General features: G+C 73.5%; 19 protein-coding genes. 9 read left to right on the top strand and 10 right to left on the bottom strand.

Features of this window, described 5'->3' with window-relative positions; translation table 11 throughout:
* Nucleotides 1-71: 71 nt before the first annotated feature.
* Entirely contained in the window at nt 72-989 is a 918-nt protein-coding gene (locus tag BIV57_RS10995; RefSeq protein ID WP_071656544.1) for an RpnC/YadD family protein, read from the bottom strand.
* Nucleotides 990-1376: 387 nt separating this feature from the next.
* Between BIV57_RS10995 and BIV57_RS10990 the strand changes: the two genes are divergently transcribed.
* Nucleotides 1377-2717: an alpha/beta hydrolase gene (locus tag BIV57_RS10990; RefSeq protein WP_245797550.1), complete on the top strand. Its 1341-nt coding sequence runs from the start codon at nt 1377-1379 to the stop codon at nt 2715-2717.
* Between the two features lie 6 nt (nt 2718-2723).
* Here BIV57_RS10990 and BIV57_RS10985 read toward each other — a convergent pair whose 3' ends face one another.
* On the bottom strand, nt 2724-3560 hold the full coding sequence (locus tag BIV57_RS10985) for a phosphatase (protein ID WP_071656542.1): 837 nt from the start codon (nt 3558-3560) through the stop codon (nt 2724-2726).
* A gap of 407 nt (nt 3561-3967) precedes the next feature.
* Between BIV57_RS10985 and BIV57_RS10980 the strand changes: the two genes are divergently transcribed.
* Nucleotides 3968-8020: an ABC transporter ATP-binding protein gene (locus tag BIV57_RS10980; RefSeq protein ID WP_071656541.1), complete on the top strand. Its 4053-nt coding sequence runs from the start codon at nt 3968-3970 to the stop codon at nt 8018-8020.
* A gap of 88 nt (nt 8021-8108) precedes the next feature.
* Here BIV57_RS10980 and BIV57_RS10975 read toward each other — a convergent pair whose 3' ends face one another.
* A complete protein-coding gene (locus BIV57_RS10975) occupies nt 8109-9050 on the bottom strand; it encodes a bifunctional helix-turn-helix transcriptional regulator/GNAT family N-acetyltransferase (protein ID WP_071656540.1) in 942 nt (313 codons plus the stop codon).
* A 122-nt stretch (nt 9051-9172) separates the two neighbouring features.
* Here BIV57_RS10975 and recD2 point away from each other — a divergent pair, with 122 nt between their 5' ends.
* The 3 genes from recD2 to BIV57_RS10960 all read left to right on the top strand — a co-directional run bounded on the left by recD2 (nt 9173) and on the right by BIV57_RS10960 (nt 14121).
* On the top strand, nt 9173-11506 hold the full coding sequence (recD2, locus tag BIV57_RS10970; protein ID WP_071656539.1) for an SF1B family DNA helicase RecD2: 2334 nt from the start codon (nt 9173-9175) through the stop codon (nt 11504-11506).
* Between the two features lie 246 nt (nt 11507-11752).
* Nucleotides 11753-13045 carry a citrate synthase gene (locus tag BIV57_RS10965; RefSeq protein ID WP_071656538.1) on the top strand — a complete coding sequence of 431 codons (1293 nt, stop codon included), beginning with the start codon at nt 11753-11755 and terminating at the stop codon, nt 13043-13045.
* 353 nt (nt 13046-13398) lie between these two features.
* Nucleotides 13399-14121: an SDR family NAD(P)-dependent oxidoreductase gene (locus BIV57_RS10960; RefSeq protein WP_071656537.1), complete on the top strand. Its 723-nt coding sequence runs from the start codon at nt 13399-13401 to the stop codon at nt 14119-14121.
* A 30-nt stretch (nt 14122-14151) separates the two neighbouring features.
* On the opposite strand, the gene BIV57_RS10955 is transcribed toward BIV57_RS10960, so the two are convergent.
* Nucleotides 14152-14721: a TetR/AcrR family transcriptional regulator gene (locus BIV57_RS10955; RefSeq protein WP_071656536.1), complete on the bottom strand. Its 570-nt coding sequence runs from the start codon at nt 14719-14721 to the stop codon at nt 14152-14154.
* 109 nt (nt 14722-14830) lie between these two features.
* Between BIV57_RS10955 and BIV57_RS10950 the strand changes: the two genes are divergently transcribed.
* Nucleotides 14831-16087, top strand: coding sequence for an MFS transporter (locus tag BIV57_RS10950; protein WP_071656535.1), 1257 nt, complete (start codon nt 14831-14833; stop codon nt 16085-16087).
* Here the strand turns inward: BIV57_RS10950 and BIV57_RS10945 are convergent.
* Complete coding sequence (locus tag BIV57_RS10945; protein WP_245797548.1) at nt 16056-16844, bottom strand: SGNH/GDSL hydrolase family protein; 789 nt, start codon at nt 16842-16844, stop codon at nt 16056-16058. The genes BIV57_RS10950 and BIV57_RS10945 overlap by 32 nt on opposite strands.
* 65 nt (nt 16845-16909) lie before the next feature.
* Here BIV57_RS10945 and BIV57_RS10940 point away from each other — a divergent pair, with 65 nt between their 5' ends.
* Entirely contained in the window at nt 16910-17692 is a 783-nt protein-coding gene (locus BIV57_RS10940) for an exodeoxyribonuclease III (protein ID WP_071656534.1), read from the top strand.
* 8 nt (nt 17693-17700) lie between these two features.
* Complete coding sequence (locus BIV57_RS10935; protein ID WP_071656533.1) at nt 17701-18321, top strand: YigZ family protein; 621 nt, start codon at nt 17701-17703, stop codon at nt 18319-18321.
* A gap of 25 nt (nt 18322-18346) precedes the next feature.
* Here the strand turns inward: BIV57_RS10935 and BIV57_RS10930 are convergent, their stop codons facing one another.
* The 4 genes from BIV57_RS10930 to BIV57_RS10915 all read right to left on the bottom strand — a co-directional run bounded on the left by BIV57_RS10930 (nt 18347) and on the right by BIV57_RS10915 (nt 22401).
* The gene (locus BIV57_RS10930; protein ID WP_071656532.1) at nt 18347-19570 is read right to left on the bottom strand and encodes a glycosyltransferase family 39 protein; all 1224 of its coding nucleotides are present in this window, start codon (nt 19568-19570) and stop codon (nt 18347-18349) included.
* Nucleotides 19571-19698: 128 nt separating this feature from the next.
* Nucleotides 19699-20763: a lipoate-protein ligase LplAB gene (locus tag BIV57_RS10925; RefSeq protein ID WP_071656531.1), complete on the bottom strand. Its 1065-nt coding sequence runs from the start codon at nt 20761-20763 to the stop codon at nt 19699-19701.
* Between the two features lie 88 nt (nt 20764-20851).
* Entirely contained in the window at nt 20852-21532 is a 681-nt protein-coding gene (locus tag BIV57_RS10920; RefSeq protein ID WP_071656530.1) for an alpha/beta hydrolase, read from the bottom strand.
* Nucleotides 21529-22401 (bottom strand): alpha/beta hydrolase, encoded by an 873-nt coding sequence (locus tag BIV57_RS10915; RefSeq protein ID WP_107409539.1) that lies wholly within the window; start codon nt 22399-22401, stop codon nt 21529-21531. The genes BIV57_RS10920 and BIV57_RS10915 overlap by 4 nt, the downstream gene beginning before the upstream one ends.
* Nucleotides 22402-22501: 100 nt before the next feature.
* Here BIV57_RS10915 and BIV57_RS10910 point away from each other — a divergent pair, with 100 nt between their 5' ends.
* Entirely contained in the window at nt 22502-23524 is a 1023-nt protein-coding gene (locus tag BIV57_RS10910; RefSeq protein WP_139275588.1) for an ArsR/SmtB family transcription factor, read from the top strand.
* On the opposite strand, the gene BIV57_RS10905 is transcribed toward BIV57_RS10910, so the two are convergent.
* Nucleotides 23512-24609, bottom strand: coding sequence for a P1 family peptidase (locus BIV57_RS10905; protein ID WP_071656528.1), 1098 nt, complete (start codon nt 24607-24609; stop codon nt 23512-23514). The genes BIV57_RS10910 and BIV57_RS10905 overlap by 13 nt on opposite strands.
* Between the last annotated feature and the right edge of the window lie 192 nt (nt 24610-24801).

The following is a 24801-nucleotide window of genomic DNA, read 5'->3' as shown; positions in this document are numbered from 1 at the left end:
GAGTAGGACGCCGCCGGACTTTTATTGAGAGAAGCCCCCGACCTGAAAAGGTCGGGGGCTTCTTCGCGTTGTCAGCTCAAGTCGTCGATGTCGCGGGCATCCAGGGCCTCGTCCGCCCAGCGGTCCAGCTGCTTGAGATCGCGACAGGCGAGGATGCGATCGAACTGCTCCTGAGTGATCGAGATCTCGCGATGGCCGAGGATGCGGAGCACCATCTCGGCACGCTCCTCGGCCTTGCCCTCGGCCTTGCCCTCAGCCTTGCCCATGGCTTGGCCCTGGGCCTCGGCTCTCCGCCAGCGCTCCTGGGCAGACTTGGAGGTCCAGCGGACTTCCCAGGTGTCCATGATCTTCCTCCAGTGTTCGCCGGCCGAGCTGATGCCCAGGCCGTCCTCGAGAAACTCGGCGATCTGGTCGGCGAGGTCGCTGTCCTCCAGCTTGCGAAGGCCACCGCCCAAGGCGTCCAGTATGTCAGTGATGTTCCGGTCCCGGCGATGATTGAGGGCGGACAGGACGGCCATATGCGGGTCCTGCGAGGCCGTAGCCGGGTCCAGGATGCGCGGCGTGTTGTCCGGGCCCAACACGAGGGGGCGAACCGGCATGACCCAACGGCCGGTCAGCCCGCGGACGCCTATGGGCTTTGACGCCCAGTTCGCCGCGTTCTCGTCATGGCATACGACCAGGAGCTCGACCCGGCAGCGCTCGTACTTGTTGTGGAGCTTCGCCACGTACCAGCACCAGGAGGCCGGCTTGGCGTTGTCCTTGGCGCCTTGCGGTTCGATGACGGTGATGAGGTCGCCTTCGTCCGTCGTCAGGCGCAGGACGGTGTCGGACTGGCGGACCGTCACCTTTGTGCTGTGATCGGTGTCGACTTCGGTGATCTGCTGGACGTTCGGGATGGTCAGGCCGAAGCAGTCACGCAGGACGCGGACGATGAGGCCGGGGTCGAGCTTGAAGATGTCGTGAGTCTGTTGGTGGCTAGCACTGGGCACGCGACCAAGGTACTGAGCTAGTCAGGTAGTTGGGCAGTCGAAGAGCAGGAGTGCAGGCTTGTGGGTGACAGTCGGGTCGGATGTTCGACGAAATTAGCGGGTCCGGGGTGGAGCTGGCCCTACCACTCGGACGGCGGGTAGCCGGATCGTGCGCGTCCTGGAGGGCTCGGCATGATCATGGGCATGGTGAAAACGATGACTTCCCGGGTCGGGCGGGTTGCGGGGGCAGCGGTGGTGGCCGGGGTGGCAGCAGGGGCCTTGCTGGCCGCCCCGTCGACCTCCGCGTCGGCATCCGCGTCCACCTCGGCCTCGGTGCCAGCGCGGTTTGCCGGGCAGACGCTGAGCTGGACGGCCTGTCCCTCGCAAGCGTCGCTGCAGTGTGCGGAGATGACGGTGCCTCGGGACTGGCACCATCCGGCGGACGGGCACACCCTGAGCGTCGCCGTCTCCCGGACGGCGGGCGACGCCGGAAAGCCGGTGCTGATGATGGCGGCCGGCGGGCCCGGCGGGCAGGGCCTGCTGCGGCCGGCCGGGATGGCGTCCTCCGACCCCGCGCTCGCCCGCCGGTTCGAGATCGTCAGCTTCAACCAACGCGGCGAGCCCGGCAGTTCGCCGCTCGACTGCGCGCCGCAGAGCGCCGTGAACGACCAGTTCACCCATGACCTGCGGGACGACTCCCCGGCCGCCGAGCGTCAGGTGATCGCGGGGGCCCGGGAGTTCGCGCAGGGGTGCGCGCACGCCGACGGCGGCCTCGTCCGCTACATCAACTCCGACCAGACCGCGCACGACATGGACCTCTTCCGCAACCTGCTGAAGGTCCGCACGGTCTCCTACTACGGCGTCTCCTACGCCACCTGGCTGGGCGCCTACTACGCCACCGAGTTCCCGCACTCCGTCAACGCGGTCGTCCTCGACAGCAACCTCGCCGTCGACGACACCATGCAGGCGTTCATGCTGCGTCAGCCGGCCGCCTTCCAGCGGCGGTTCGACGAGGACTTCGTGCCGTGGGCGGCCGCCCACGACAGCACCTATCACCTGGGCGCGACCCCGGCGGCGGTCCGCGCCGGCTACGAGAAGGAGCGGGCGGCGCTCGCCGCGCATCCGCTCGCCGTCCCGGGGGCGTCGGTCGCGGTCGGCCCGAACCAGCTGGACATGGGGACGTCGGGCGCCATCTACCGGGCCGCCGCGTTCCCCGTGCTGGCGCAGGCGATGGCGGCGCTCGGCCACTGGCCGACGGCGAGCGCCGACGAGCAGGCGACCGTCGCGCAGGTCTTCGGCAGCGACCCGAACACCTCCTTCAACGCCGAGTTCTTCGCGGTGGCCTGCAACGACACCCCGTGGACCAAGGACCTGGGGTACTGGAAGCGGCTTCAGAGCACCGAGTCGGCGCGCCATCCGCTCGTCGGCGCGCGGGCGCTGCTCTACGGGGCGACCTGCGCGAGCCTGCCGAGCGCCGGATCCGGTCCGCGGCTGACGGTGACGGGCGAGGGCTTCCCGCCGGTGCTGATGCTCAACTCGACGGGCGACCCGGCCACCCCGTACGCGGGTGCGCTCAGGACCCACCGGGCGCTGCGCGGCTCGCGGTTGGTGACGGTGGCGGGCGGCGGCGACCACGGGCAGTTCGAGAACGGCAACGCCTGCGTGGACGGGTACGTGGACCGCTACCTGCTGTCGGGGACGCTGCCCGATGGGGACGTCAGCTGCCCGGGGAGCCCGGCTCCGGAGTAGCCGCCGCTACTTGCGCCGGCGCCGGCCGTTGAGGTGCGGCGGCTCGATGGGGGCGTCCGCCTCCAGCCCGGCCGCCGTCAGCAGGTAGTCGATGACCGGCTGGTAGCGGTGCGGGGGGACGTTGTCGTCGAGGGGGACGGTCGCCAGCAGGCGGCCGTCCGCCTCGCCGACGAAGAGCGCGGGGTCGTTGCAGTCGGCGTAGCCGACCGTCTCGATCCCGCGCTGGCCCGAGCAGCCGGCCCAGCCGTGGTCGGCGTGGACGAGGTCGGGGAGCCGGTCGTCCATCTGCATCACGTCGAGGATGCGCTGCATGGGCACGGGCGAATGGGTGTGCATCAGGTTGCCGCCGCGGTGCAGCACCACGACGCCGTCGAGGTGGCGGACCTCGCCCTCGGTGGTGAGGATGCCGTCCGGGGGGATGGCGAGCTCGCAGCCGGCGCGCCGCAGGGCGCGTCCGACGGCCTGGTGGAGGGGCATCAGCCCGGCCGGGTGGCCGGTGGCGAGGAGGACCCGCTGGCGGCCCTCGGCGGCCTGCTTGAGGCGGGCGGCGACCCGGTCGAGCGCATTGACCGTCAGCTCGGGGTCGATGGTGTCCTGGCCGTGGGTGTGCTCGGGGTCGTCGGAGATGCCGCAGCGTTCGGCCATCATCTCCAGGACGGTGTCGGAGTCGCTCCAGCGGCCGTCGAGATCGAGCCCGAAGTGGTAGTAGGGGTCTCCGTCGGCGAGTGCCTTGAGGTGGTGGAGGTTGTTCTCGCGGGGGGTGGCGACCTCGCCCGCTATCCGGGCCCACAGGAGGTGTTTGACGAGGGCGGCGCGGGCCTGCGCGCGGGCGCGTGCGCTCATGCCGCGCGGGCCGCGGCCGGGGCGGTGCCGGCCGTGGTGGCGGGTGCGGGGCGGGGCGTCGTTCCGCGCATGGGCTCATTGTGGCTCATTGCGGGGGTGGACCGGTCGGCTCCGCGGATCACGGGCTGGGCACGGTCGTCGCCGGGGGCCGAGAGTTATGCCTGGTTCGCCCGCTCGTGGGCCGATGTCGGCGATGTGGTGGACACTCTATGCGGTGGCTTTTCCGGCGAAGAGGGGGTAGGACAGCACGGGAATGTCTGAGTGAGAGCAATCGGCGACCTGGCCCGCAAGGGCCGTGGGTGAGGCGGATCGAAGGCGTGGACACAGGGACAGCGTCGAGTGGGACGGCAGGTTCGACGGCGGTCGGGGGCAACGGGGACACCGGGGGGAACGGGGGCGCCACAGGGGTGCAGGGGGAGGCCAGGGGCTGGATCAAGCGGCTCGCGGGGTACTGCTGGAGATTCAGGAAGTTCGTCCTGCTCTCCTTCGGCGCCTCGCTGATCGGCATGACGATCAGCGCGCTGATACCCCTGCTCCCGCGGCTGATCATCGACGACGTGATCGTCAAGCACGAGAAGTCGCTGACGCCGTGGGCGATCCTCCTGATCATCGCGGCCGCCGGGGTCTTCGTCACCACCTACATCCGGCGCTACTACGGCGGCCGGCTGGCCGTGGACGTGCAGCACGAGCTGCGGGTGGCGATGTTCCGCTCGCTGTCGAAGCTGGACGGGCCCGGCCAGGACCGGCTGGAGACGGGCCAGGTGGTCGGCAGGGCCACCTCCGACCTGCAACTGGTGCAGGGCCTGCTGTCGATGATCCCGGTGATGACCGGCAACGTGCTGATGTTCATCGTCTCGCTGGTCATCATGATTTCGTTGTCGATCCAGCTGTCGCTGATCGTCCTCGCCATCGTGCCGCTGCTGTGGTGGGTGGCGCTGCGCAGCCGCCGGCGGCTCTTCCCCGCCACCTGGTACGCCCAGCAGCAGGCGGCCAACGTCGCCGGCGTGGTGGACGGCGCCGTCACCGGCGTCCGCGTGGTCAAGGGCTTCGGCCAGGAGGAGCAGGAGCGGCAGCGGCTGGAGGCCGCCTCCTCCGAGCTGTTCGCGGCGCGGCTGCGCGGCGTCCGGCTCAACTCGCGCTTCGGGCCGACGATGCAGATGCTGCCGGCGCTGGGCCAGATCGCGATGCTGGCGGCGGGCGGTGTGCTCGCCGCGCACGGCGAGATCACGCTGGGCACCTTCGTCGCCTTCTCCACCTATGTGGCGCAGATGGTCGGGCCGGTGCGGATGCTCACCAACCTGCTGACGATGGGCCAGCAGGCGCGGGCCGGTGTGGAGCGGGTCTTCGAGGTGATCGACACCCGCCCGGTGATGACCGAGAAGCCGGACGCGGAGGAGCTGGACCTTGCGGAGCTGGAGTTCGGCGCCGACCCGCGGCCCCTCGCCGGCGGCGGCGAGGACCGGCGCCGCAGGAGCCCCGACAACGCTGTCCCGGCACTGGAGTTCGACAATGTCGTCTTCGGCTACGGCAAGGACGGCGAGTCCCGCCCGGTGCTGGACGGCTTCAACCTGAGGATCCGCCCGGGCGAGACGGTGGCGCTGGTCGGCTCGTCCGGCTGCGGCAAGACCACCGTGGCCAACCTGGTGCCGCGCTTCTACGACGTCACCGGCGGCGCGGTGCGCATCCACGGCCACGACGTGCGCGACCTGACAATGGACTCGCTGCGCGCGGCGATCGGCCTGGTGCCCGAGGACAGCTTCCTGTTCTCGGTGAGCGTCAAGGAGAACATCGCCTTCGGCCGGCCCGATGCCTCCGAGGAGGAGATCGTCGAGGCGGCGAAGGCCGCCCAGGCGCACGGCTTCATCACCGCCCTGCCGGACGGCTACCGGACCCGGGTCGGCGAGCAGGGGCTGACGCTGTCGGGCGGGCAGCGGCAGCGCGTGGCGCTGGCCCGCGCGATCCTCTCCGACCCCCGGCTGCTGATCATGGACGACGCGACCTCGGCGGTGGACGCCCGCGTCGAGTCGCGCATCCACGACGCGCTGCACCGGGTGATGCGCGGCCGCACCACGCTGCTGATCGCGCACCGCCGCTCCACCCTCCAGCTCGCCGACCGGATCGCGGTGCTGGACGCCGGCCGCCTCGCCGAGCTGGGCACCCACGAGGAGCTGGTGGCGCGCAGTGCGCTCTACCGCCGGCTGCTCACCGACCCGGACGCCCTCAACGACGTGGAGTCGGCGGCCGAGGCGGTCGACGAGGAGCAGTCCCTGGAGGAGCTGGAGGCGCTGCCGCACCTGCCGGCGGAGGACGCCTACGGCTGCGGCGTCCCCGGCTCGGGCGCGTTCGACCCGATGGCGAAGGCCTGCGCGGCCGACCGGGAGCAACCGGACGGCGAGCGCTGGGCGGAGGACGAGGAGCAGCGCGGCATCACCCCGGAGCTGTGGCCCGCCGAGCTGCGCGGCAACGACGCGCGGGCGGCGGCCGCGGCGGGCCGGGCGGCGATGGCCGCGGGCGGCCGGGTCGGCGGCGGCATGCACGGCGGGATCGGCGGCCTGCCGCCGACGCCGGAGCTGCTGGCGGCGGTGGAGGCGCTGCCCCCGGCGACCGACCGCCCCGAGGTGCCGCTGGAGGAGGCGCGCAGGCCCGCGCCGCACTTCACGCTGGGCGCGCTGCTGCGCCCGTTCCGGTTGATGCTGCTGCTGGGCCTACTGCTGGTGTGCCTGGACGCGGGAGCCTCGCTGGTGCTGCCGGTGCTGATCCGGCACGGCATCGACTCCGGCGTGCTGAAGAACGCGCTCGGCGCGCTCTTCGCGGCGGCCGCGGTGGGCCTGGGCGTGGTGCTGGCCGACTGGTTCGTCCAGATCGGCATGACCCGGGTGACGGGCCGCACCGGCGAGCGGATCCTCTACACGCTACGCGTCAAGGAGTTCGCGCACCTGCAGCGGCTCGGGCTGGACTACTACGAGCGCGAGCTGAGCGGCCGCATCATGACGCGGATGACCACGGACGTGGACGCGCTCTCCTCGTTCCTGCAGACCGGGCTCGTCAACGGCGTGGTCGCGGTGCTGACGTTCTTCGGCATCCTGATCGCGCTGCTGATCATCGACGTCCAGCTGGCGCTGACGGTCTTCACCGTGCTGCCGATCCTCATCGTCGGCACGCTGATCTTCCGCTCCAAGTCGGCGAAGGCGTACCTGACGGCCCGTGAGCGGGTCGCGGTGGTCAACGCCGACCTCCAGGAGAACGTCGCCGGGATGCGGCTGGTGCAGGCCTTCCGCCGGGAGAACCGCAACGAGACCCGGTTCACCGGGCTGTCGCGGCGCTACCTGGACGCGCGGGTCAAGGCGCAGCAGTACATCGCGGTCTACTTCCCGTTCGGGCAGTTCCTGTCGACGGTGGCCGCGGCGCTGGTGCTGGCGGTGGGTGCCGGGCGGGTGGAGTCGCACAGCCTGTCGGCCGGCGAGCTGGTGGCCTACCTGCTCTACATCGAGCTGTTCTTCAGCCCGATCCAGCAGCTGTCCCAGGTCTTCGACGGCTACCAGCAGGCGGTGGTGGGCCTCACCCGCATCCGCGAGCTGCTGCGCACCCCGACGACGACGCCGGAGGCGGAGCACCCCAAGCCGGTCGAGCGGTTGACCGGGGACGTCCGCTTCGACGACGTCCACTTCGCCTACAACGCCGACTCGATCGACCCGGAGGGCGTCGCGGCGCTGGACGAGGCCGATCCCGACGACGCGTCGGACTCCGGCGAGGCGAAGGGCAAGGAGGCGCTGTCGGACGTCCTGCTGCACATCCCGGCGGGCCAGACGGTGGCGTTCGTCGGCGAGACCGGCGCCGGCAAGTCGACGCTGGTGAAGCTGGTGGCGCGGTTCTACGACGTCACGGACGGCGCGGTGCGCGCGGACGGCACCGACCTGCGGGAGTTCGGGCTGGCGGCCTACCGGCACCGGCTGGGCGTGGTGCCGCAGGAGGCGTACCTCTTCCCGGGCACGGTGCGGGACGCGATCGCCTACGGCCGCCCCGGAGCGTCGGACGCGGAGGTGGAGTCGGCCGCCAAGCGGGTGGGCGCGCACGAGATGGTGGCGACGCTCAGCGGCGGCTACCTCCACGAGGTGTCCGAGCGCGGGCGGAACCTGTCGGCCGGTCAGCGCCAGCTGATCGCGCTGGCGCGCGCCGAGTTGGTGGATCCGGACATCCTGCTGCTGGACGAGGCGACGGCGGCGCTGGACCTGGCGTCGGAGGCGGAGGTGATCCGGGCGACGGACCGGCTGTCGGGGAAGCGGACGACGCTGGTGATCGCGCACCGGCTGACGACGGCGGCGCGGGCCGACCGGGTGGTCGTCATGCACCGCGGCCGGGTCGTCGAGGACGGCACGCACGGCGAGCTGGTGGCCCGCGGCGGCCGCTATGCCCGCCTGTGGCGGGCGTTCATCGGCGAGTCGGAGGGAGTCGCGGCGTAGGGGCTGCGGTCCGCGCCCGGCGACGCCGGGCGGGTGGGGTGCCGGGGCCAAGGGGCGGCGAACCCGGCACCCCGCGGACCGCGAAGGTTCAGCGGAGCTTGAGCCGCCACGTCTGGCCGACCAACTGCTTGCCGAAGCTGACGTGCGGCTCCTCCGCCTCCAGCCGAAAGCCGATCGCCTGGTAGATGCGTCGGGCGGAGCCCAGCACCGAGTTGGTCCACAGCACCATCTCCGTGTAGTCCGCGTCCCGCGCGAACCGCACGCACTCCTCGACCAGCCGCCGCCCCACCCCGTGCCCCCGCGCCTCCGGCGCGACCAGCAGGAGGCGCAGCCGCGCCGTCGTCCCGGTCGGATCGCCGTGGTCGCCCACGCAGAACACGCAGCCGACGTTGCGGCCGTCCAGCTCGGCGATCCAGCACGCCTCCCGCCGGGGATGGTGGTCCGCGGCGTAGTCGGCGACGATCCGGGCGACCAGCGCCTCGTAGTCGTCGTTCCAGCCGAACTGGTCGTGGTAGACGGCCGCGTTGGCCTGCACCGTCCAGCCGAGGTCGCCGGGCCGCGGCGGGCGGATGACCAGCGCGCCCGCCGCCGCGGAGGGGTCGAGCGCGGTGCGGATGACGTCCATCGCGGCCAGCACCTCCGGCCGCTCCCGCTCGGGGATGCGGTCCAGGAGCTCCGCGTTGGCCGCGTCGGCGAGGGCGTCGTGGTGGTCCTGGAGGCGGCGCCCGGCGGCGGTGAGGCGGACGGTCTGCCGGCGGCCGTCGTCCGGGTCGGGGCCGCGGGTGACGAGCTTCTCCCGCTCGAACCGGGCGAGGATGCGGCTGAGTTGGCCGGCGTCGAGCCCGAGCGCCTCCCGCAGCACGGTCGTCCCGATGTCGCTCCCGGCCGCGGCGATCTCGTAGAGCACGCGGCATTCACTGAGGTTGTAGGGGGTGTGCAGATGGCCCTCGTCGAGGACTCCGATGGTGCGCGTCCAGTACCGATTGAAGTCGCGGATGCGGGCCACGGAGCGGGGGTCGGCGGCATTCATCGTTGATCTCCTCAAGGATTCCGTTGACTTTGTCAAAGGACTCCTCGAAGACTAGCGCGGGTTGTCCACAGGCAGAAGGGGAATCCGGCCGGGGCGTCGGAGCCGGGCGGTATGTTCGCGGCATGGCGGCACCACCCCGGCAGGCGCACGAGCAGCCCCGGCCCCTCCCCGTGGTCGAGGGCGTCCTGGAGCGCATCACCTACGCCAACGAGGAGAACGGCTGGACGGTCGCGCGCCTCGCCCCGTCGAACTGGAAGGACGGCGGCCGCGGCGGTGGCGAACTGCTCACCGTGGTGGGCGCGCTGCTCGGCGCGCAGGTGGGGGAGTCGCTGCGGCTGGAGGGCCGGTGGGGCTCGCACCCGCAGTACGGGCGGCAGTTCACCGTGGAGAACTACACCACCGTGCTGCCGGCCACCGTGCAGGGCATCCAGCGCTACCTCGGCTCGGGGCTGATCAAGGGCATCGGCCCGAAGCTCGCCGAGCGGATCGTCGGGCACTTCGGCATCGACACCCTGGAGGTGATCGAGTCCGATCCGAAGCGGCTGATCGAGGTGCCCAAGCTCGGCCCGAAGCGCACCAAGCTGATCGCCGCGGCCTGGGAGGAGCAGAAGGCCATCAAGGAGGTGATGGTCTTCCTCCAGACGGTCGGCGTCTCCACCTCCCTCGCGGTGCGCATCTACAAGAACTACGGCGACGGCTCCATCGGCGTGGTGAAGAACCAGCCCTACCGGCTCGCCGCCGATGTGTGGGGCATCGGCTTCCTGACGGCCGACCGGATCGCCCAGGCGGTCGGCATCCCGCACGACAGCCCGGACCGCGTCAAGGCCGGTCTGCAGTACGCCCTTTCGGAGTCGTCCGACCAGGGGCACTGCTATCTGCCCGAGGAGCGGCTGATCGCCGACACGGTGAAGCTGCTCGCCGTCGACACCGGCCTGGTCATCGAGTGCCTCGCGGAACTGGTCGCCGAGGAGGGGGTGGTGCGCGAGAGGGTGCCGGGGGAGGCCCCGGGCGAGGAGGTGCAGGCGATCTTCCTGGTGCCCTTCCACCGCGCCGAGCTGTCGCTCGCCGGCCAGGTCCGGCGGCTGCTGCGGGCCGAGGAGGACCGGCTGCCGGCGCTCACCGCCGTCGCCGGGGACGACGGGGGCTGGGCGGCCGCGATGGAGTGGCTGCGGCGCCGCACCGGCGCCGAGCTCGCCGCCGAGCAGGAGGCGGCCGTCCGGCTGGCGCTCGCGGAGAAGGTCGCGGTGCTCACCGGCGGCCCCGGCTGCGGCAAGAGCTTCACCGTCTCCTCGGTGATCGCGCTGGCCCGCGCCAAGCACGCCAAGGTGGTGCTCGCCGCGCCCACCGGGCGGGCCGCCAAGCGGCTCGCCGAGCTGACCGGCTGCGAGGCCTCCACCGTCCACCGGCTGCTGGAGCTGAAGCCCGGCGGGGACGCCGCCTACGACCGGGAGCGGCCGCTCGACGCCGATCTGGTGGTCGTCGACGAGGCCTCGATGCTCGACCTGATCCTCGCCAACAAGCTGGTCAAGGCGGTGCCGCCGGGCGCTCACCTGCTCTTTGTGGGGGATGTCGACCAGCTGCCGTCGGTGGGCGCCGGGGAGGTGCTGCGCGATCTTCTGGAGGAGGGCGGGCCGGTGCCGAGCGTCCGGCTGACGCGGATCTTCCGGCAGGCCCAGCAGTCCGGCGTGGTCACCAACGCGCACCGCATCAACCGCGGCGAGCCGCCGGTGCTCCAGGGCCTCGACGACTTCTTCCTCTTCGTGGCGGAGGAGGCCGAGGAGGCCGCCTCGCTCACCGTGGACGTGGTGGCCCGCCGCATCCCCGCCCGGTTCGGGCTCGACCCGCGGCGGGACGTCCAGGTGCTGGCGCCGATGCACCGCGGCCCGGCCGGCGCCGGCAACCTCAACACCCTGCTGCAGGGCGCGGTGACACCGGCCCGGGAGGGCCTGCCGGAGAAGCGCTTCGGCGGCCGCACCTTCCGGGTCGGCGACAAGGTGACGCAGATCCGCAACAACTACGACAAGGGCCGGAACGGCGTCTTCAACGGCACCGTCGGGATCGTCACCGCCCTCGACCCCGAGGCGCAGACGCTCATGGTGCTCACCGACGAGGACGAGGAGGTGCCGTACGCCTTCGACGAGCTGGACGAGCTGGCGCACGCCTATGCGGTGACCATCCACCGCTCCCAGGGCAGCGAGTACCCCTGCGTGGTGATCCCCGTGACGACCAGCGCCTGGATGATGCTGCAGCGCAATCTGCTCTACACGGCGGTGACGCGCGCCAAGCGGCTGGTGGTGCTGGTCGGCTCCCGCAAGGCGATCGGGCAGGCGGTGCGGACGGTCTCCGCGGGGCGCCGGCACACCGCGCTCGCGGCCCGTCTGACCGGGGCCGTGGCGACGCGTCCGAATGAATTGGCACGCAGTGACATCGCTCACCCGGGATCCGTGTTTTCATAGAGGGCTGAAGGGTAGTCAAGGCCTGAATTGCACGCTTGGCCGCCCGACTGCCGTCCTTACGCTCCGAATGTCCGCCTATGGCACTGCGGGCCAGGCGTCCCTGGTCGAGCGCCTTCGGACTTATCGCACCCCGCGTGCGTCATGCACGTCCGGGTGGGGGAAGGTAGACATCAAAGTCAATGGAGACAGCGCGGCAGGGAGACCTCCCTGGACGGCCGAGCTGCAGGTTCTTCGGTGAGGGATGACGTGAGCGACAACAAGGTGGTGCTCCGGTACGAGGGCGGCGACTACGAGTTCCCGGTGATCGAGGGGACCGCGGGCGACCGCGGCTTCGACATCGCCAAGCTGCGTGGTCAGACCGGTCTGGTCACGCTCGACAGCGGCTTCGGCAATACCGCGGCGTACCAGTCGGCGATCACGTTCCTCGACGGTGAGAAGGGCATCCTGCGCTACCGCGGATACCCCATCGAGCAGCTGGCCGAGAAGTCGACCTATCTCGAGGTCTCGTACCTGCTCATCAACGGTGAGCTCCCGACGGCCCAGCAGCTGGAGGAGTTCAAGGGCGAGATCGCCCGCCACACTCTGCTGCACGAGGACGTCAAGCGCTTCTACGACGGCTTCCCCAAGGACGCCCACCCGATGGCGATGCTGTCCTCCGTGGTCAGCGCGCTGTCGACGTTCTACCAGGACAGCCACAACCCGTTCGACGACCGCCAGGTCAACCTCTCGACCATAAGGCTCCTGGCCAAGCTGCCCACGATCGCCGCGTACGCGCACAAGAAGGCGCTCGGGCAGCCGTTCCTGTACCCGGACAACAACCTGGGCCTCGTCGAGAACTTCCTGCGGATGACGTTCGCCGTCCCGCCGGAGGACTACGACGTCGACCCGGTGGTGGCCGACGCGCTGGACAAGCTCTTCATCCTGCACGCGGACCACGAGCAGAACTGCTCCACCTCCACGGTGCGGCTGGTCGGCTCCTCGCAGGCGAACCTCTTCGCCTCGATCTCGGCCGGCATCAACGCGCTCTGGGGCCCCCTGCACGGCGGCGCCAACTCGGCGGTGCTGGAGATGCTGGAGGCCATCCAGGCCGACGGCGGCGACGTCGACAAGTTCATCCGCGAGGTCAAGGACAAGACCAGCGGCGTCCGCCTGATGGGCTTCGGGCACCGGGTCTACAAGAACTTCGACCCCCGCGCGAAGATCATCAAGCAGGCCGCGCACGACGTCCTCGCCAAGCTGGGCAAGGGCAACGACCCGCTGCTGGAGATCGCGCTCAAACTGGAGGAGCACGCGCTCAGCGACGACTACTTCGTCTCGCGCAAGCTCTACCCGAACGTGGACTTCTACACCGGCATCATCTACCGGGCCATGGGCTTCCCCACCGAGATGTTCACGGTGCTCTTCGCCCTCGGCCGGCTGCCGGGCTGGATCGCCCACTGGCGCGAGATGATCAAGGACCCGAGCAACCGGATCGGCCGCCCGCGGCAGATCTACACGGGCACCGAGATCCGCGACTACGTCGCGCTCGAGTCGCGCTGACCGCGACCCGCACCGCGGGCACGACTCGTACGACTTGACGGTCGGGGTCGGGCAGAGCCTGCCGGAGGCCGCTCATGGCTGACGGAGCACTGCCCGCCCCGGCCGTCGTGCGTCTCCCGGTCCGCCGGAACCCGGAGACAACCTTCACCCGGTAAGAGTCTCGAACCACCCCGAACGGTTACGTCCCGAACGTGTGAGTTAGCTCTCGTCGGCTCTCGACGGGGTCCGGAGCGGTGCCGCGGGCCGCTCCCACCCCCGCCGTCCGGCGGCCGGAGGGCATCGCGTACCGTCCTGCTGGCGGGCCGTCATCCGGGCGGTGCCGCAGTGGAGTTCCGCAAGGGGATCGGTCGGGGATGAGCAGGAATGTCGTCGTCACGGGCGGCGGGACCGGCATCGGCCGGGCCGTGGCCGCCCGGTTCGCGGAGGCCGGGGACGCGGTCCTGGTCATCGGGCGCCGCCGCGACGTGCTGGAGCGCGCCGCGAAGGAACTGGGTCCCGCGATCCGTCCGATGGTCTGCGACCTGGCCGACCCGGACGCGGTCGAGGCGCTGGTCGCCGGGATGCCCGAGCGGATCGACGTGCTGGTCAACAACGCCGGCAGCCGCGAGACGGCGGCGTCGGGCACGGGCCTGAGCGGGACGGCGGCGCGCTGGCGCAGCGACTTCGAGCGCAATGTGCTCACCACCGTGCTGCTCACCGAGGCGCTGCGGGACCGGCTGGCGGCGGACGGCGGGCGGGTGGTGACGCTCTCCTCCTCGGCGGCGGTGCGCGGGGCCGGCTCGTACGGCGCGGCGAAGGCGGCGCTGCACGCCTGGAACCGCCATCTGGCGGCGCAGCTGGGCCCGTCCGGGATCACCGCGAACATCGTGGCGCCGGGGACGGTGGCGGGGACGGAGTTCTTCGGCGAGCGGCTGACGGAGGCCGAGGTGACGCGGCGCGCGGGGCGCACGCTGGTCGGCCGGGTCGGAGTGCCGGACGAGATCGCCGGGACGGTGGTCTTCCTGGCGTCGGCGGAGGCCGGCTACATCACCGGCGAGGTGCTGCACGCGGACGGCGGAGAGCTGATCCGGCGGTAGCCGCGGGGCGTACGGCGGTCCGGCGGCGCGTCAGTCGGTGAGTTCGGCCGCCAGGCCGCGCGCGTAGGCGGCGTCGGCGCCGGGGATGTCGTGCAGGACGCGGTAGTAGAGCGGGGCGACGAGCCGGTCGTTGATGCGTTCGACCGTCAGCCCGGGCTCGGCGCCGCCGTTGCGGCGGCGCTCCTGGTCGAGGATCTGCTCCAGCTGGCTGGTGCGCAGCTCGCGGCAGCGCCGCAGGCCGTCGCGGCGGGCGCGCAGGTCGGAGTCGACCTCGATGCTCAGGATGGCGATCCCCCCCGGCTGCCGCAGATCCTGAAGGACGGCCTCGGCGAACGCGCCGAGGTCGCCGGCGAGGCTGCCGGTGTCCGGGACCTCGGTGTGGCGGATGCGGGTCGCCGCGATGTCGGCGAGCAGCCCGGCCATGCTGCCCCAACGGCGGTAGAGGGTCGTCGGGTTGACGCCGGCCCGGGTGGCGACGCACGGCAGCGTCAGCTTCTCCGTGCCCTGCTCGGCGGCGAGTTCCTGGGCCGCCTTGAACACGGCCTCGCGGACCCGGGCGCTGCGGCCCCCGGGGCGGGTGGCGGGCTGGGTGGCGGTCATGGAGCCAGGGTAGCCCGAGCCTTAAAGCAAAGATGATTGCTTTTGGGTTGGCGCGGTGCTAGCTTCCAAAAGCGAAGTCGATTGCTTTAACACGGGAGGAGTCCCACGCATGCCCGTCCTGCCGCGCACCGCCGCCTTCTGGGTGGTCGGCGCCGTGCTCACCGCCCTGATGGCGGCGGCCGGCGCCCCGTCCCCGCTCTACGTCGTCTACCAGGCCCGCTGGGGCTTCTCCGAGATCACCCTCACCGCGGTCTTCGGCGTCTACGCCGTCGCCCTGCTCGTCGCGCTGCTCACCGTCGGCGCGCTCTCCGACCACATCGGCCGGCGGCCCGTGCTGATCGGCGCGCTGCTCGCCGAGGCCGTCGCGATGGGCCTGTTCATCGCCGCCGACAACGTCGGCTGGCTCTACGCCGCCCGCGCGCTCCAGGGCCTTGCCACCGGGGCGGCGACCAGCGCGCTGGCCGCCTCGCTCATCGACCACCAGCCGGCCGCCCGGCCGCATCTCGCGGGCCTCGTCAACGGATCGGCGCCGACGCTCGGCCTGGGCGTCGGGGCGGTCGGAGCGGGGCTGCTGGTGCAGTACGCGCCCGCGCCGACGGTGCTGGTCTACGCGCTGCTGGCGGCCGTCTTCCTGATCGCCGCGGTGGTGGTGGCCGGGATACCGGAGACCTCCCCGCGGCGGCCCGGCGCGCTCGCCTCGCTGGCGCCGCGGGCGGGCGTCCCCGCGTCGGCGCGCCGGGCGTTCTGGACGGCCGCGCCGGCGCTGGTCGCGGTCTGGGCGGTCGGCGGGTTCTACCTCTCGCTGGGGCCGTCGATCGCGGCCGGGGTGCTGCACCTGACGAACCATCTGGTGGGCGGGCTCGTGGTGGCGGCGCTGACCTTCGCGGGCGCGGCGGCCGCGGCGGGGGCCTCGGGGCGCCCGGCCCGCACGGTGATGGGCGGGGGTGCGGTGACGCTCGCCGCCGGGCTCGCGGTGACGCTGGCCGGGGTGGAGACGGGGGCCGTCCCGCTGTTCTTCCTGGGGACGGTGGTGGCCGGCTTCGGGTTCGGCGCGGGCTTCCTGGGGGCGCTGCGGACGATCACCGCGCGGGCGGGGGCGGGGGAGCGGGCGTCGCTGCTCGCCACGATGTACATGCTCAGCTATGCCGCGTTCGCGGCGCCGGCGGTGGGGGCGGGGGCGGCGGTGCCGTCGGTGGGGCTGACCGGGGTGACGCTCTGGTACGGGGTGGGCGCGGGCGTCCTGGCGCTCGCGGTCCCGGTGCTCGCCCTTGCCGCCCCTTCGCCCCGGCACCCCGCCCGGACGGCCTCGCCGCCCGAGGGGGTGGAGGCCGCGGTCACCGAAGGGGCGTCATCTCCGGGCGCTTAGGGAGGACGGTGTCGCCGGAGGAGGTGCCCTTGAGGCGGCGGCCGATCCACGGCACGAGGTGAGTCCGCGCCCAGTCGATGTTCTCGCGGCGGCGCACCCCGGCCGGCTTCGGCCGCTGCGCGGGCCACGGCTCCTCCGGGTCGCCGTCCGCCTTGGCGCCCAGCACCTGCGCGGCCCGCAGCGCCACCCGCCGGTGGCCCTCCGGGGCCAGGTGGAGGCGGTCCTCGCTCCAGGCGCGGCGGTCGTGCAGCGCCCGCATCGACCACAGGTCGACCACCGAGCAGCCGTTGCGGTCGGCGATCGCCCGCAGGTGCATGTTGTAGGCGGCGACCTTGCCGCGCAGCAGGTTCAGCAGCGGCGAGTTGCGGGTGTCGAACCCGGTGAAGAGCAGCACATGGCTGGTGCGGGACATCCGCCGCACGCCCTGCTCGAAGAGCTCGGCGAGGGCGTCCGGGTCGGCGCCCGGTCGGAGGATGTCGTTCCCGCCGCCGGCGATCGTCACCAGATCGGGCGCGAACCGCTCCGCGATCGGGACCTGGTCGCGGACGATCTGGCCGAGCAGCTTGCCGCGCACGGCGGTGTTGCCGTAGCGCAGCGGCGGCGCGCCGTCCGGGCGGGCCGCGTCCAGGTGCTCGGCGAGGCGGTCGGCCCAGCCGGCGAAACCGCCGCCGGGGGCCCGGTCGTTGAGGCCCTCGCTGAAGCTGTCGCCGATGGCCAGATAGGTGCCGATCTCTACGGGTACGTCATTGGTTGCCACAGCTCACCATTATGGCGGCCGTGCTCCGGCGATCGGATGTCGGTCCCTCCCGATAGGCTCGGGGCATGCGAGTGGCGACCTGGAACGTGAACTCGGTGACGGCGCGACTGCCCCGGCTGCTGGCCTGGCTGGAGGGCAGCCGTCCCGACGTGCTGTGCCTGCAGGAGCTTAAGACGACGACCGAGGCGTTCCCGGCCGCGGAGGTCGGGGCGCTCGGCTACGAGGTGGCGGCGCACGGCACCGGCCGCTGGAACGGCGTCGCGCTGCTGTCGAGGGTCGGGCTCGCCGATGTGGTGCGCGATCTGCCGGGCCAGCCGGAGTACGAGGGCGTCGTCGAGCCCCGTGCGGTCGGCGCCACCTGCGGCGGGGTGCGGCTGTGGTCGGTCTACGTCCCCAACGGCCGCGAGGTGGGCCACCCGCACTACGCCTACAAGCTGGAGTGGTTCGAGGCGCTGCGCCGCACGGTCGAGGCGGAGGGCACCGGTTCGGTGCCGTTCGCGGTGCTGGGCGACTACAACGTGGCGCCGACGGACGAGGACGTGTGGGATCCCGCGGTCTTCGAGGGCAGCACCCATGTGACGGAGCCGGAGCGCAAGGCGCTGGCCGCGCTGCGCGACGCCGGGCTCGCCGATGTGGTGCCGCGCCCGCTCAAGTACGACCGCCCCTACACCTACTGGGACTACCGCGAGCTGGGCTTCCCGAAGAACAAGGGCATGCGGATCGACCTGGTGTACGGCAACCCGGCGTTCGCCGGCGCGGTGTCGGACGCGTATGTCGACCGCGAGGAGCGCAAGGGCAAGGGCGCCTCCGACCATGCGCCGGTCGTCGTCGACCTCGACGTGGCGTAGGCGGGTTCTTGCGCACCATCAGGGCCGACGGCGAGCACGAGACAGAGGTCAAGAAGTCGCGGTTCCTGTGCGCGCTGCGGCGCGTCGGCACGGAGGAGCAGGCGCGGGCGTTCGTCGCGGAGCGGAAGAAGCAGTACTGGAACGCCTCGCACAACTGCTCGGCGTTCGTGCTGGGCCGCTGGTCGGATGTGGAGCGGTCGAACGACGACGGCGAGCCGTCCGGCACGGCCGGGGTGCCGATGCTGGAGGTGCTGCGGCGGCGCGAGCTGACGGACGTGGTCGCGGTGGTGACGCGCTGGTTCGGCGGCACCAGGCTGGGCGCCGGGGGCCTGGTGCGGGCGTACGGCGGCGCGGTCGCCGAGGCGGTGGACGCGGTGGGGGTGGTGGAGCTGCGGGACGTCGGCGTCTTCGCCGTGGAGTCCGGCCATGCCGGGGCGGGGCGGCTGGAGAACGAGCTGCGGGGGTCGCGCTTCGAGCTGCTGGGCGTCGGCTACGGCGCGGGGGTCCGCTTCGAGGTCGGGGTGCCGGACGGCGAGGAGCCCGCGTTCGCCGCGTGGTTGGCGGAGACGACGGGCGGCGGCGCGGAGGCCGAGCGGGTGGGGACCCGGGTGGTCGAGGTGCCGCTCTGAGCGGGCTTGGCGCCGCGTTCGCCGGTCATGCGCGGGGTGTGCGGGGCAGCCACAGCGGCAGGCCGATCACCGCGGCGAGCCACAGCGGGGAGACGAGGCGGTCGGCCTCGGTCATCACCGGGTGGGCGGCGACCGTGGCGAGGCCGGTGGCGGCGACGGCGAGGACGAGCGCGGCCGCCGCGCGGGAGGTGCGCCACAGGGCGACGGCGCCGGCCAGCACGGCGATCGGCAGCAGCGGCTGCGTCCCGATGCTGTGCAGCCAGTCCGGCCACAGCTGCCCCTCCAGGTCCAGCAGCATCCGCCACGGGTGTGCCACCGCGGGCCGGTTGAAGTGCCGGGTGAAGGTGTCCTGCAGGGTGACGGCCGTCCCCGGCCAGCCCAGCGCCTTGGCCGCGAAGGGCTGGGCGAGCGCGCCCGCCGCGGCCACCGCCGCGGCCGCGGCCACCGTGCGCGTCCGGGTGCGGGGCAGCGCGGCGAGCACCAGCAGGACGGCGGCGAGCGCGGCGGTCACCAGCACCGCCGTGGAGTAGCGGGTGAGGAACCCGGCCGCCGTCCCGACCGCCAGCAGCGTCAGGCCCGGCCGCGGCCGGGCGGGTTGGCGGACCGTCAGCGCCGCGCCGAGCAGCGCGGTGAGCGTGGCGGCCAGGCTCGGCCCCTCCGACATCGGCCGCAGCGCCCAGAACCCGACCGGCAGGACGTAGCAGAGCAGCTGCCCGGCGAGCGCCGCGCCGGTGGACGCGCCCAGCGTCCGCAGCAGCGCGAAGACCAGCATCCCGGCGAGCAGCCCGCAGGCCAGCGCGGGCAGCCACATCCCCCAGGCGACGCCGAGCACGGCGACCGGGCCGGCGGCCAGCAGCGGGTAGAGCGGGCGGGCCGCGAAGATCGCGGTGTAGCGCGGATCCCCTATCCCCGTCCCGGAACCGGCAGCGCGGACGAAGAGCCGGACACAGGCCTCGACGCGGTCCTCGCTCGGCGTGACGAGGGTCTGCGGGACGGCCGAGCGTCCGCCCACCGGCAGGTTGATCCGGTCGCGGCACTCCTGACGGGCCGCCGGCGCGGCCGTCGCCGCCCACGGGGTGCCCGTGCGGTGCAGGGCGAGCCGCGCGTACTGGACGGTGTCGGGCATCTCCTGGCCCGGCGCCTGCGCGAGGACCTGCAGCAGGCCGTAGCCGAGGGCGAGCACCGCCGCCCACTGCACGGCGGCGAGGCGCAGGGTGAGGGGACGCGCCGCGGCGGATGCGGTCAGCATGCTGCCATCCTTGGGCCCGCGGGCGGACCGGACGGCGGGGTCTGCCTGGACACGCCTGCCGGTGTTCCCCGTTCGGGTGAGGAGGCGATGAACGCCGGACAGCCGGCGCCGGACCCGCCGGCGAAGCCTCAGGGCACCCGGGCGGTCCACTCCTCGGTGGAGAACTTGGTGCGCGCCAGCTCCTGGGCGCGGGCCATCTCCTCGTCGGTGACCTGTCCGGCGCTGAGGCCGTAGCGGGTGCGGAAGGAGCCGATCATGCGGTCGATGACCTCGGCGCGGGGCAGGCCGGTCTGCCGGCGCAGCGGGTCGACGCGCTTCTTCGCGCTGGAGGTGCCCTTGTCGGACAGCTTCTCCCGGCCGATGCGCAGCACGTCGGTCATCTTGTCGGCGTCGATGTCGTAACTCATCGTCACATGGTGCAGGACGGCGCCGGATCGGCCGGCGGTGCCGACCATCCGCTTCTGCGCGGCGCCCGCGATCTTGCCCTGGTCGGTGGCGATGTCGTTGAGCGGCTGGTACCAGGCCTTGATGCCCATGTCGCCGAGCGCGGCGAGCACCCAGTCGTCGAGGTAGGCGTAGGAGTCCTGGAAGGAGAGGCCGGCGACGAGCGAGTCGGGCACCGAGAGCGAGTAGGTGATGGTGTTCTCCGGCTCGACGAACATCGCGCCGCCGCCGGAGATCCGGCGCACCACGGTGACGTCGTTGCGGAGCGCGCCGGCCTCGTCGACCTCGTTGCGCAGGCTCTGGAAGCTGCCGATGATCACGGCGTTGGAGTCCCACTCCCAGACGCGCAGGGTGGGCGGGCGGCGGCCGGCGGCGACCTCGGCGGTGATCACCTCGTCGAGGGCCATGTGCAGCGCGGGCGGCTGCGGGGCCTCGTGGATCAGCTGCCAGTCGTAGTCGCGCCAGTCGGTGGCCTGGGCGAGGGCGCGGCGCACGGCGGTGGCGACGCCGGAGGTGGTGAGGCCGAGCATGGCGGTGCCGGGCGGCAGGGCGGCGTCGATGCGCGCGGTGAGGTCGGCGGCCGCGGCGTCGGCGGGGGCGCCCTCCAGCGCCGCGTTGATCGCCTCCAGGGCGTCGTCCGGCTCCAGGAAGAAGTCGCCCGCGATGCGGACGTTCCGCAGCCGGCCGCCCTCGGTCTCGAGGTCGGCGACGACCAGCTTGCCGCCCGGGATCTTGTACTCGCCGTGCATGGGCGCGCCTTTCGGGACGGAGATCCCCCGGTGGACGGAGATCCTTCGCCCTCGATCGTAGCCGCGGCGCGCGGCTGCCGACGGAACGTCAGTGCAGGTGGCGGCGGAGGAAGTCGAGGACGGCGGGCAGCACGGCGCAGCCGTCGGGCCGGTCGAGGAGGGCGGTGCCGTGCGCGTCGCCCGGAACGGTGACGAGGCGCTTGTCCGGGTCGGGGACGGCGGCCATCAGCCGGGCGGCGGTGTCGGCGGAGCCGTAGGGGTCCTGGGCGGAGGTGGCCAGCAGCACCGGGTGGTGCAGGGTGCGGGCCTCGGCGACGACGTCGTAGGCGGGGCGCAGCAGCGCCTCGGCGGAGAGCGAGACGACGCCGTCGATCGGCGTGGCGCTGGGCCGGGCGGCGGTGACGATGCTGGTCTTGGCGCCGACCGAGGCGCCCATCAGCACGATGTGCCGGGCGTGGGTGGGGCGCAGCTCGTCGAGGACGGTGGCGAGTTCGAGGGTGGTGTCCGGGCCGGAGGTGTAGTTCCAGAGGACGGCGCGGTAGCCGCGGGCGGCGAGGGCGTGGGCGAGCGGGAGCCAGGAGGTGAGGTCCTCGTCGCTCTCGTTGGAGAGCACCACGACGCGCGGACCGCGGCCGATGGTGGTGAGCGGGACGGCGGGCGCGGGGGCGGCGCTCGCGGGTGCGGCGCTCGCGGGTGCGGCGACTCCGGCGACGGCCAGGGCCGCGAGGAACAGGGCGGGCAGTCGGCGGCCTCTTCGGCGGTGCGTCATGTGTGGCTCCGGAGGAAGGCGGTGACGATCCGGGCGATCCGGTCCGTCGGCGGGCTCACCAGGTCCCAGCCGTGGCCCGCGTCGGCGGGGGCGACGACCAGGCGCTTGTCGGACGATCCGGCCAGGCCGAGGACCTTGCGGGTGTCGGCGAGGGTGACATAGGGGTCGCCGGGGGCGACGGACATCAGCAGCGGGACGCGCAGCTTGGGCGCGGCGGCGGTGACGCCGGTGGAGGGGTCGTCCAGCAGGTCGGCGGAGAGCGAGGCCACCGCGCGCACGGCGGGGTCCTTGCCGAGGGCGGCGGCGGTGATCGCCTGCGAGCCGCCCGTCGAACCGCCGAGCAGGACGATGCGGCGCGCGCCGCGGGCCTTCAGCCGGGCGGTGGCGGCGGCGATGTCGGCGTCGGAGGTGGCCGGGCTGCTGGTCGTGGTGGTGCCGCAACTGCTGCCGCCGGTGCAGCGCACGTCGAAGAGGAGGACGTGGAAGCCCGCCCCGGCGAGGTAGGAGGCGAACTCCCACCAGCCGCAGAGCAGTTGGACGCCGGTCTCGGGGACGAGGACGACGCCGCGCGGGCCGCTGCCCATCTCGACTGCCTGCAGGCGCAGCCCGTCGGCGGTGCGCAGCGGCTGCCGCGAGGTGTGCGGGGGCGGCGCGGAACGGTTGGGGCAGATGGCCGCCGCGCTCGCGGTGGCGCTCGCCGTGGCGGCCGGGGTCGGGGTCGGGGCCGAGTGCGAGGAGGCGGCGGCGCGTGGCGCCGGGCGGCTGTCCCCGCAGCCGCCGAGCGCCGCCGTCAGCGCGAGCGCCGCCGCCACCGCGCCGACGAGAGCGGCGCGCGGCGCCGCTCGGACCGCTCTCGTCGGCGTCCTCATCGGATCCCTCCCCGCCCGGCTTCGGCCGTCCCCTGCGTCGGCCGGCCGGTTCGGTGTTCAGGCTGCCGCTCGCCGGGCCCCGCCGTCCTACACTTCGGGCGTGGCCGAAGACCTGGTGATGCCGGCGGTGCTGCGCTTACACTTCCGCGCCGCCGATCTGGGGAGGGTCCGGGTGGTGGGGCAGCCGGCCCCGCTGGTGGAGCTGAAGACGGCGCTGATGCTGCTGCGCCGCCCCGACCGGGACCTGGTGCTGGAGCGCTGGCGCCGGCGGGTGCGGCGCGAACTGCCCGCGGCCGCCCGGCCCTTGCTCGACGTGGTGGCGTCGCCGGTGCGCGGCCCGGCGTTCGTCGATCCCATCACCGCGGATCTGGGCAGCGGGATCGAGCAGGTGGTGCGGGCACCGGCCGAGCTGGTGCGCGTCGGGCTGGCGCTCGCCTACGGCGACCGGCCGATGCCCGGCTGGCTGCACGAGCTGCCGACGTCGGGGGCGGCGCGGCGGGTGCTGGGCGCGGCCGTGGACAGCGCCCATGCGGCGATCGTGGCGCCTCGGTGGGCCGCGCTGACCGCCCAGCACCGGGCGGAGAGCGCCCGGTTGACGGCCCGTATCGCGGCCGACGGCCTGGTCGCGGCGCTGGCGGGGCTGGTGCCCGGGGCGCGCTGGGCGGGCGGCGACGGGCTGGTGCTGGTGCTGCCGTACCCGTGGCCGCGCGAGGTGGACCTGGGCGGGCGCGGGCTGGATCTGCTGCCGGTGGGGCACTGGACGGGCCCGGTGCTGGTGGGCGCGAACCCGGACGCGCCGACGATTCTGGCGTACCCGGCGCGGGTGGCGGCGCCCGCGCTGCCCGCGCCGGGCGGGGACGGCGATCCGCTGGCGGCGGTGCTGGGCCGCACCCGGGCGGCGGCGCTCCGGCTGCTGGCGTCCGAGCACGGCACCGGGGAGCTGGCCCGCCGCCTCGGGGTGAGCGCGGCGAGCGCCTCCGAGCAGGTGGCGGTGCTGCGCGCGGCCGGCCTGGCGGCGAGCCGCCGGGAGGGCCGCGGCGTGCTGCACGGCGCGACGGTGCTGGGCCGGTGGCTGATGGACGCCAACGCGGCGGACGGCGTCGCGCCGGGTCAGGGCAGGTAGAGCTCGCGGTAGGAGGGGATGCGGCGCCAGGGGGTGGTGACGGTGTCGGCGGCGAGCAGGGCGTGCACGATGGCCCGGCTGACGGTGTCGGCGGCCGCGGCGAGCAGGCGGTTGAGCGCGGGGACGTCGGCCGGCGGCCCGCTGCGGCCGGTGGCGAGGGCGAAGACGGTTTCGCCGTCGACGAGGGTGTGCGAGGGGCGGACGGCGCGGGCGATGCCGAGGTTTCCGGCGCCGGCGAGCTTCTGCGCCTGCGGCTTGGTCAGCGTGGCGTTGATGGCGAGGACGCCGAGGGTGGTGTTGAGCGTCTCGGGGGCCTGGGGCCGGTCGCCGGTGAGCGCGGCGCGGCGGACGGCGGGGGAGGGCAGCCGCAGCGGGAACTCGGGCGGCTCGGGGTCGTCCAGGAGGCCGGCGAGGTGCTCGGGGGAGGCGGCGGGCAGCGCGGCGACGAGGCCGTAGGGCAGGCCGGTGACCGGATCGACGGGCGAGCCCGCGGAGTTGAGCACCACCAGGGCGCCGACGACGGTGCCGTCTGGCAGGAGGGTGCTGGCGGTGCCGACGCCGCCCTTGAGGCCGCCGGCGGTGGTTCCGGTGCCGGCGCCGACGACGCCCTGGGCGACGGGGGCGTTGTCGCCGGAGTCGTGGGCGGCGGCGATGGCGGCGCGGCCCTGCGCGGGGCCGGGGCGGGCGGCGGTGTCGCCGCCGCGGCCGAGGTCGAAGACGACGGCCGCGGGGACGATCGGCACCACGGCCCGGTCGCTGATCGGCACGCCGCGGCCGCGCTCCTCCAGCCACGCCATGGCGCCGTCCGCGGCGGCGAGCCCGTAGGCGCTGCCGCCGGTGAGGACGACGGCGTCGACGGCGGGGGCGAGGTTGCGGGGGTCGAGCGCGTCGGTGTCCCGGGTGCCGGGCCCGCCGCCCATGACGTCCACGGCGCCGACGGTCCCGGGCGGCGGCAGCACCACGGTCGTCCCGGTGAGGGCGAGTTCGCCGTCGAGGCGGGCGTGGCCGACGCGCACGCCGTCCACATCGGTGACGGCGTTGCGCGGGCCGCGGCTGCCGCGGTGGTCGAGATCGGTGAGGGCCATACGCGAGGGTATCCGCCGCCCGCGCCGACGCGGTGACGCGCCGTCGGCTGGGCGGGGGCGCTGGGCGGGGCGCTGGCCCTGCCGGGTGTGGCGGGGTAGTGGTGGCGGGTCGTCGGATGGGGGCTGGGCGTGTGCCTTCCCGCGCCGGGTGGCGCGGTCTGTGCGGTGATCGGGTGGGGTGGCGTGTGGGTG

The organism is Mangrovactinospora gilvigrisea, assembly GCF_001879105.1.
GTDB classification, from domain to species: Bacteria; Actinomycetota; Actinomycetes; order Streptomycetales; family Streptomycetaceae; genus Mangrovactinospora; species Mangrovactinospora gilvigrisea.
This window is presented reverse-complemented; position numbering and strand designations above follow the sequence as displayed.

Coding starts and splice junctions, on each gene's coding strand:
- BIV57_RS10930 (WP_071656532.1), bottom strand. CDS start 19,570: ATGCTGACCGCATCCGCCGCGGCGCGTCCCCTCACCCTGCGCCTCGCC.
- BIV57_RS10975 (WP_071656540.1), bottom strand. CDS start 9,050: ATGAATGCCGCCGACCCCCGCTCCGTGGCCCGCATCCGCGACTTCAAT.
- BIV57_RS10915 (WP_107409539.1), bottom strand. CDS start 22,401: ATGAGGACGCCGACGAGAGCGGTCCGAGCGGCGCCGCGCGCCGCTCTC.
- BIV57_RS10985 (WP_071656542.1), bottom strand. CDS start 3,560: ATGAGCGCACGCGCCCGCGCGCAGGCCCGCGCCGCCCTCGTCAAACAC.
- BIV57_RS10940 (WP_071656534.1), top strand. CDS start 16,910: ATGCGAGTGGCGACCTGGAACGTGAACTCGGTGACGGCGCGACTGCCC.
- BIV57_RS10950 (WP_071656535.1), top strand. CDS start 14,831: ATGCCCGTCCTGCCGCGCACCGCCGCCTTCTGGGTGGTCGGCGCCGTG.
- BIV57_RS10905 (WP_071656528.1), bottom strand. CDS start 24,609: ATGGCCCTCACCGATCTCGACCACCGCGGCAGCCGCGGCCCGCGCAAC.
- BIV57_RS10990 (WP_245797550.1), top strand. CDS start 1,377: ATGACGGTGCCTCGGGACTGGCACCATCCGGCGGACGGGCACACCCTG.
- recD2 (WP_071656539.1), top strand. CDS start 9,173: ATGGCGGCACCACCCCGGCAGGCGCACGAGCAGCCCCGGCCCCTCCCC.
- BIV57_RS10955 (WP_071656536.1), bottom strand. CDS start 14,721: ATGACCGCCACCCAGCCCGCCACCCGCCCCGGGGGCCGCAGCGCCCGG.
- BIV57_RS10960 (WP_071656537.1), top strand. CDS start 13,399: ATGAGCAGGAATGTCGTCGTCACGGGCGGCGGGACCGGCATCGGCCGG.
- BIV57_RS10920 (WP_071656530.1), bottom strand. CDS start 21,532: ATGACGCACCGCCGAAGAGGCCGCCGACTGCCCGCCCTGTTCCTCGCG.
- BIV57_RS10925 (WP_071656531.1), bottom strand. CDS start 20,763: ATGCACGGCGAGTACAAGATCCCGGGCGGCAAGCTGGTCGTCGCCGAC.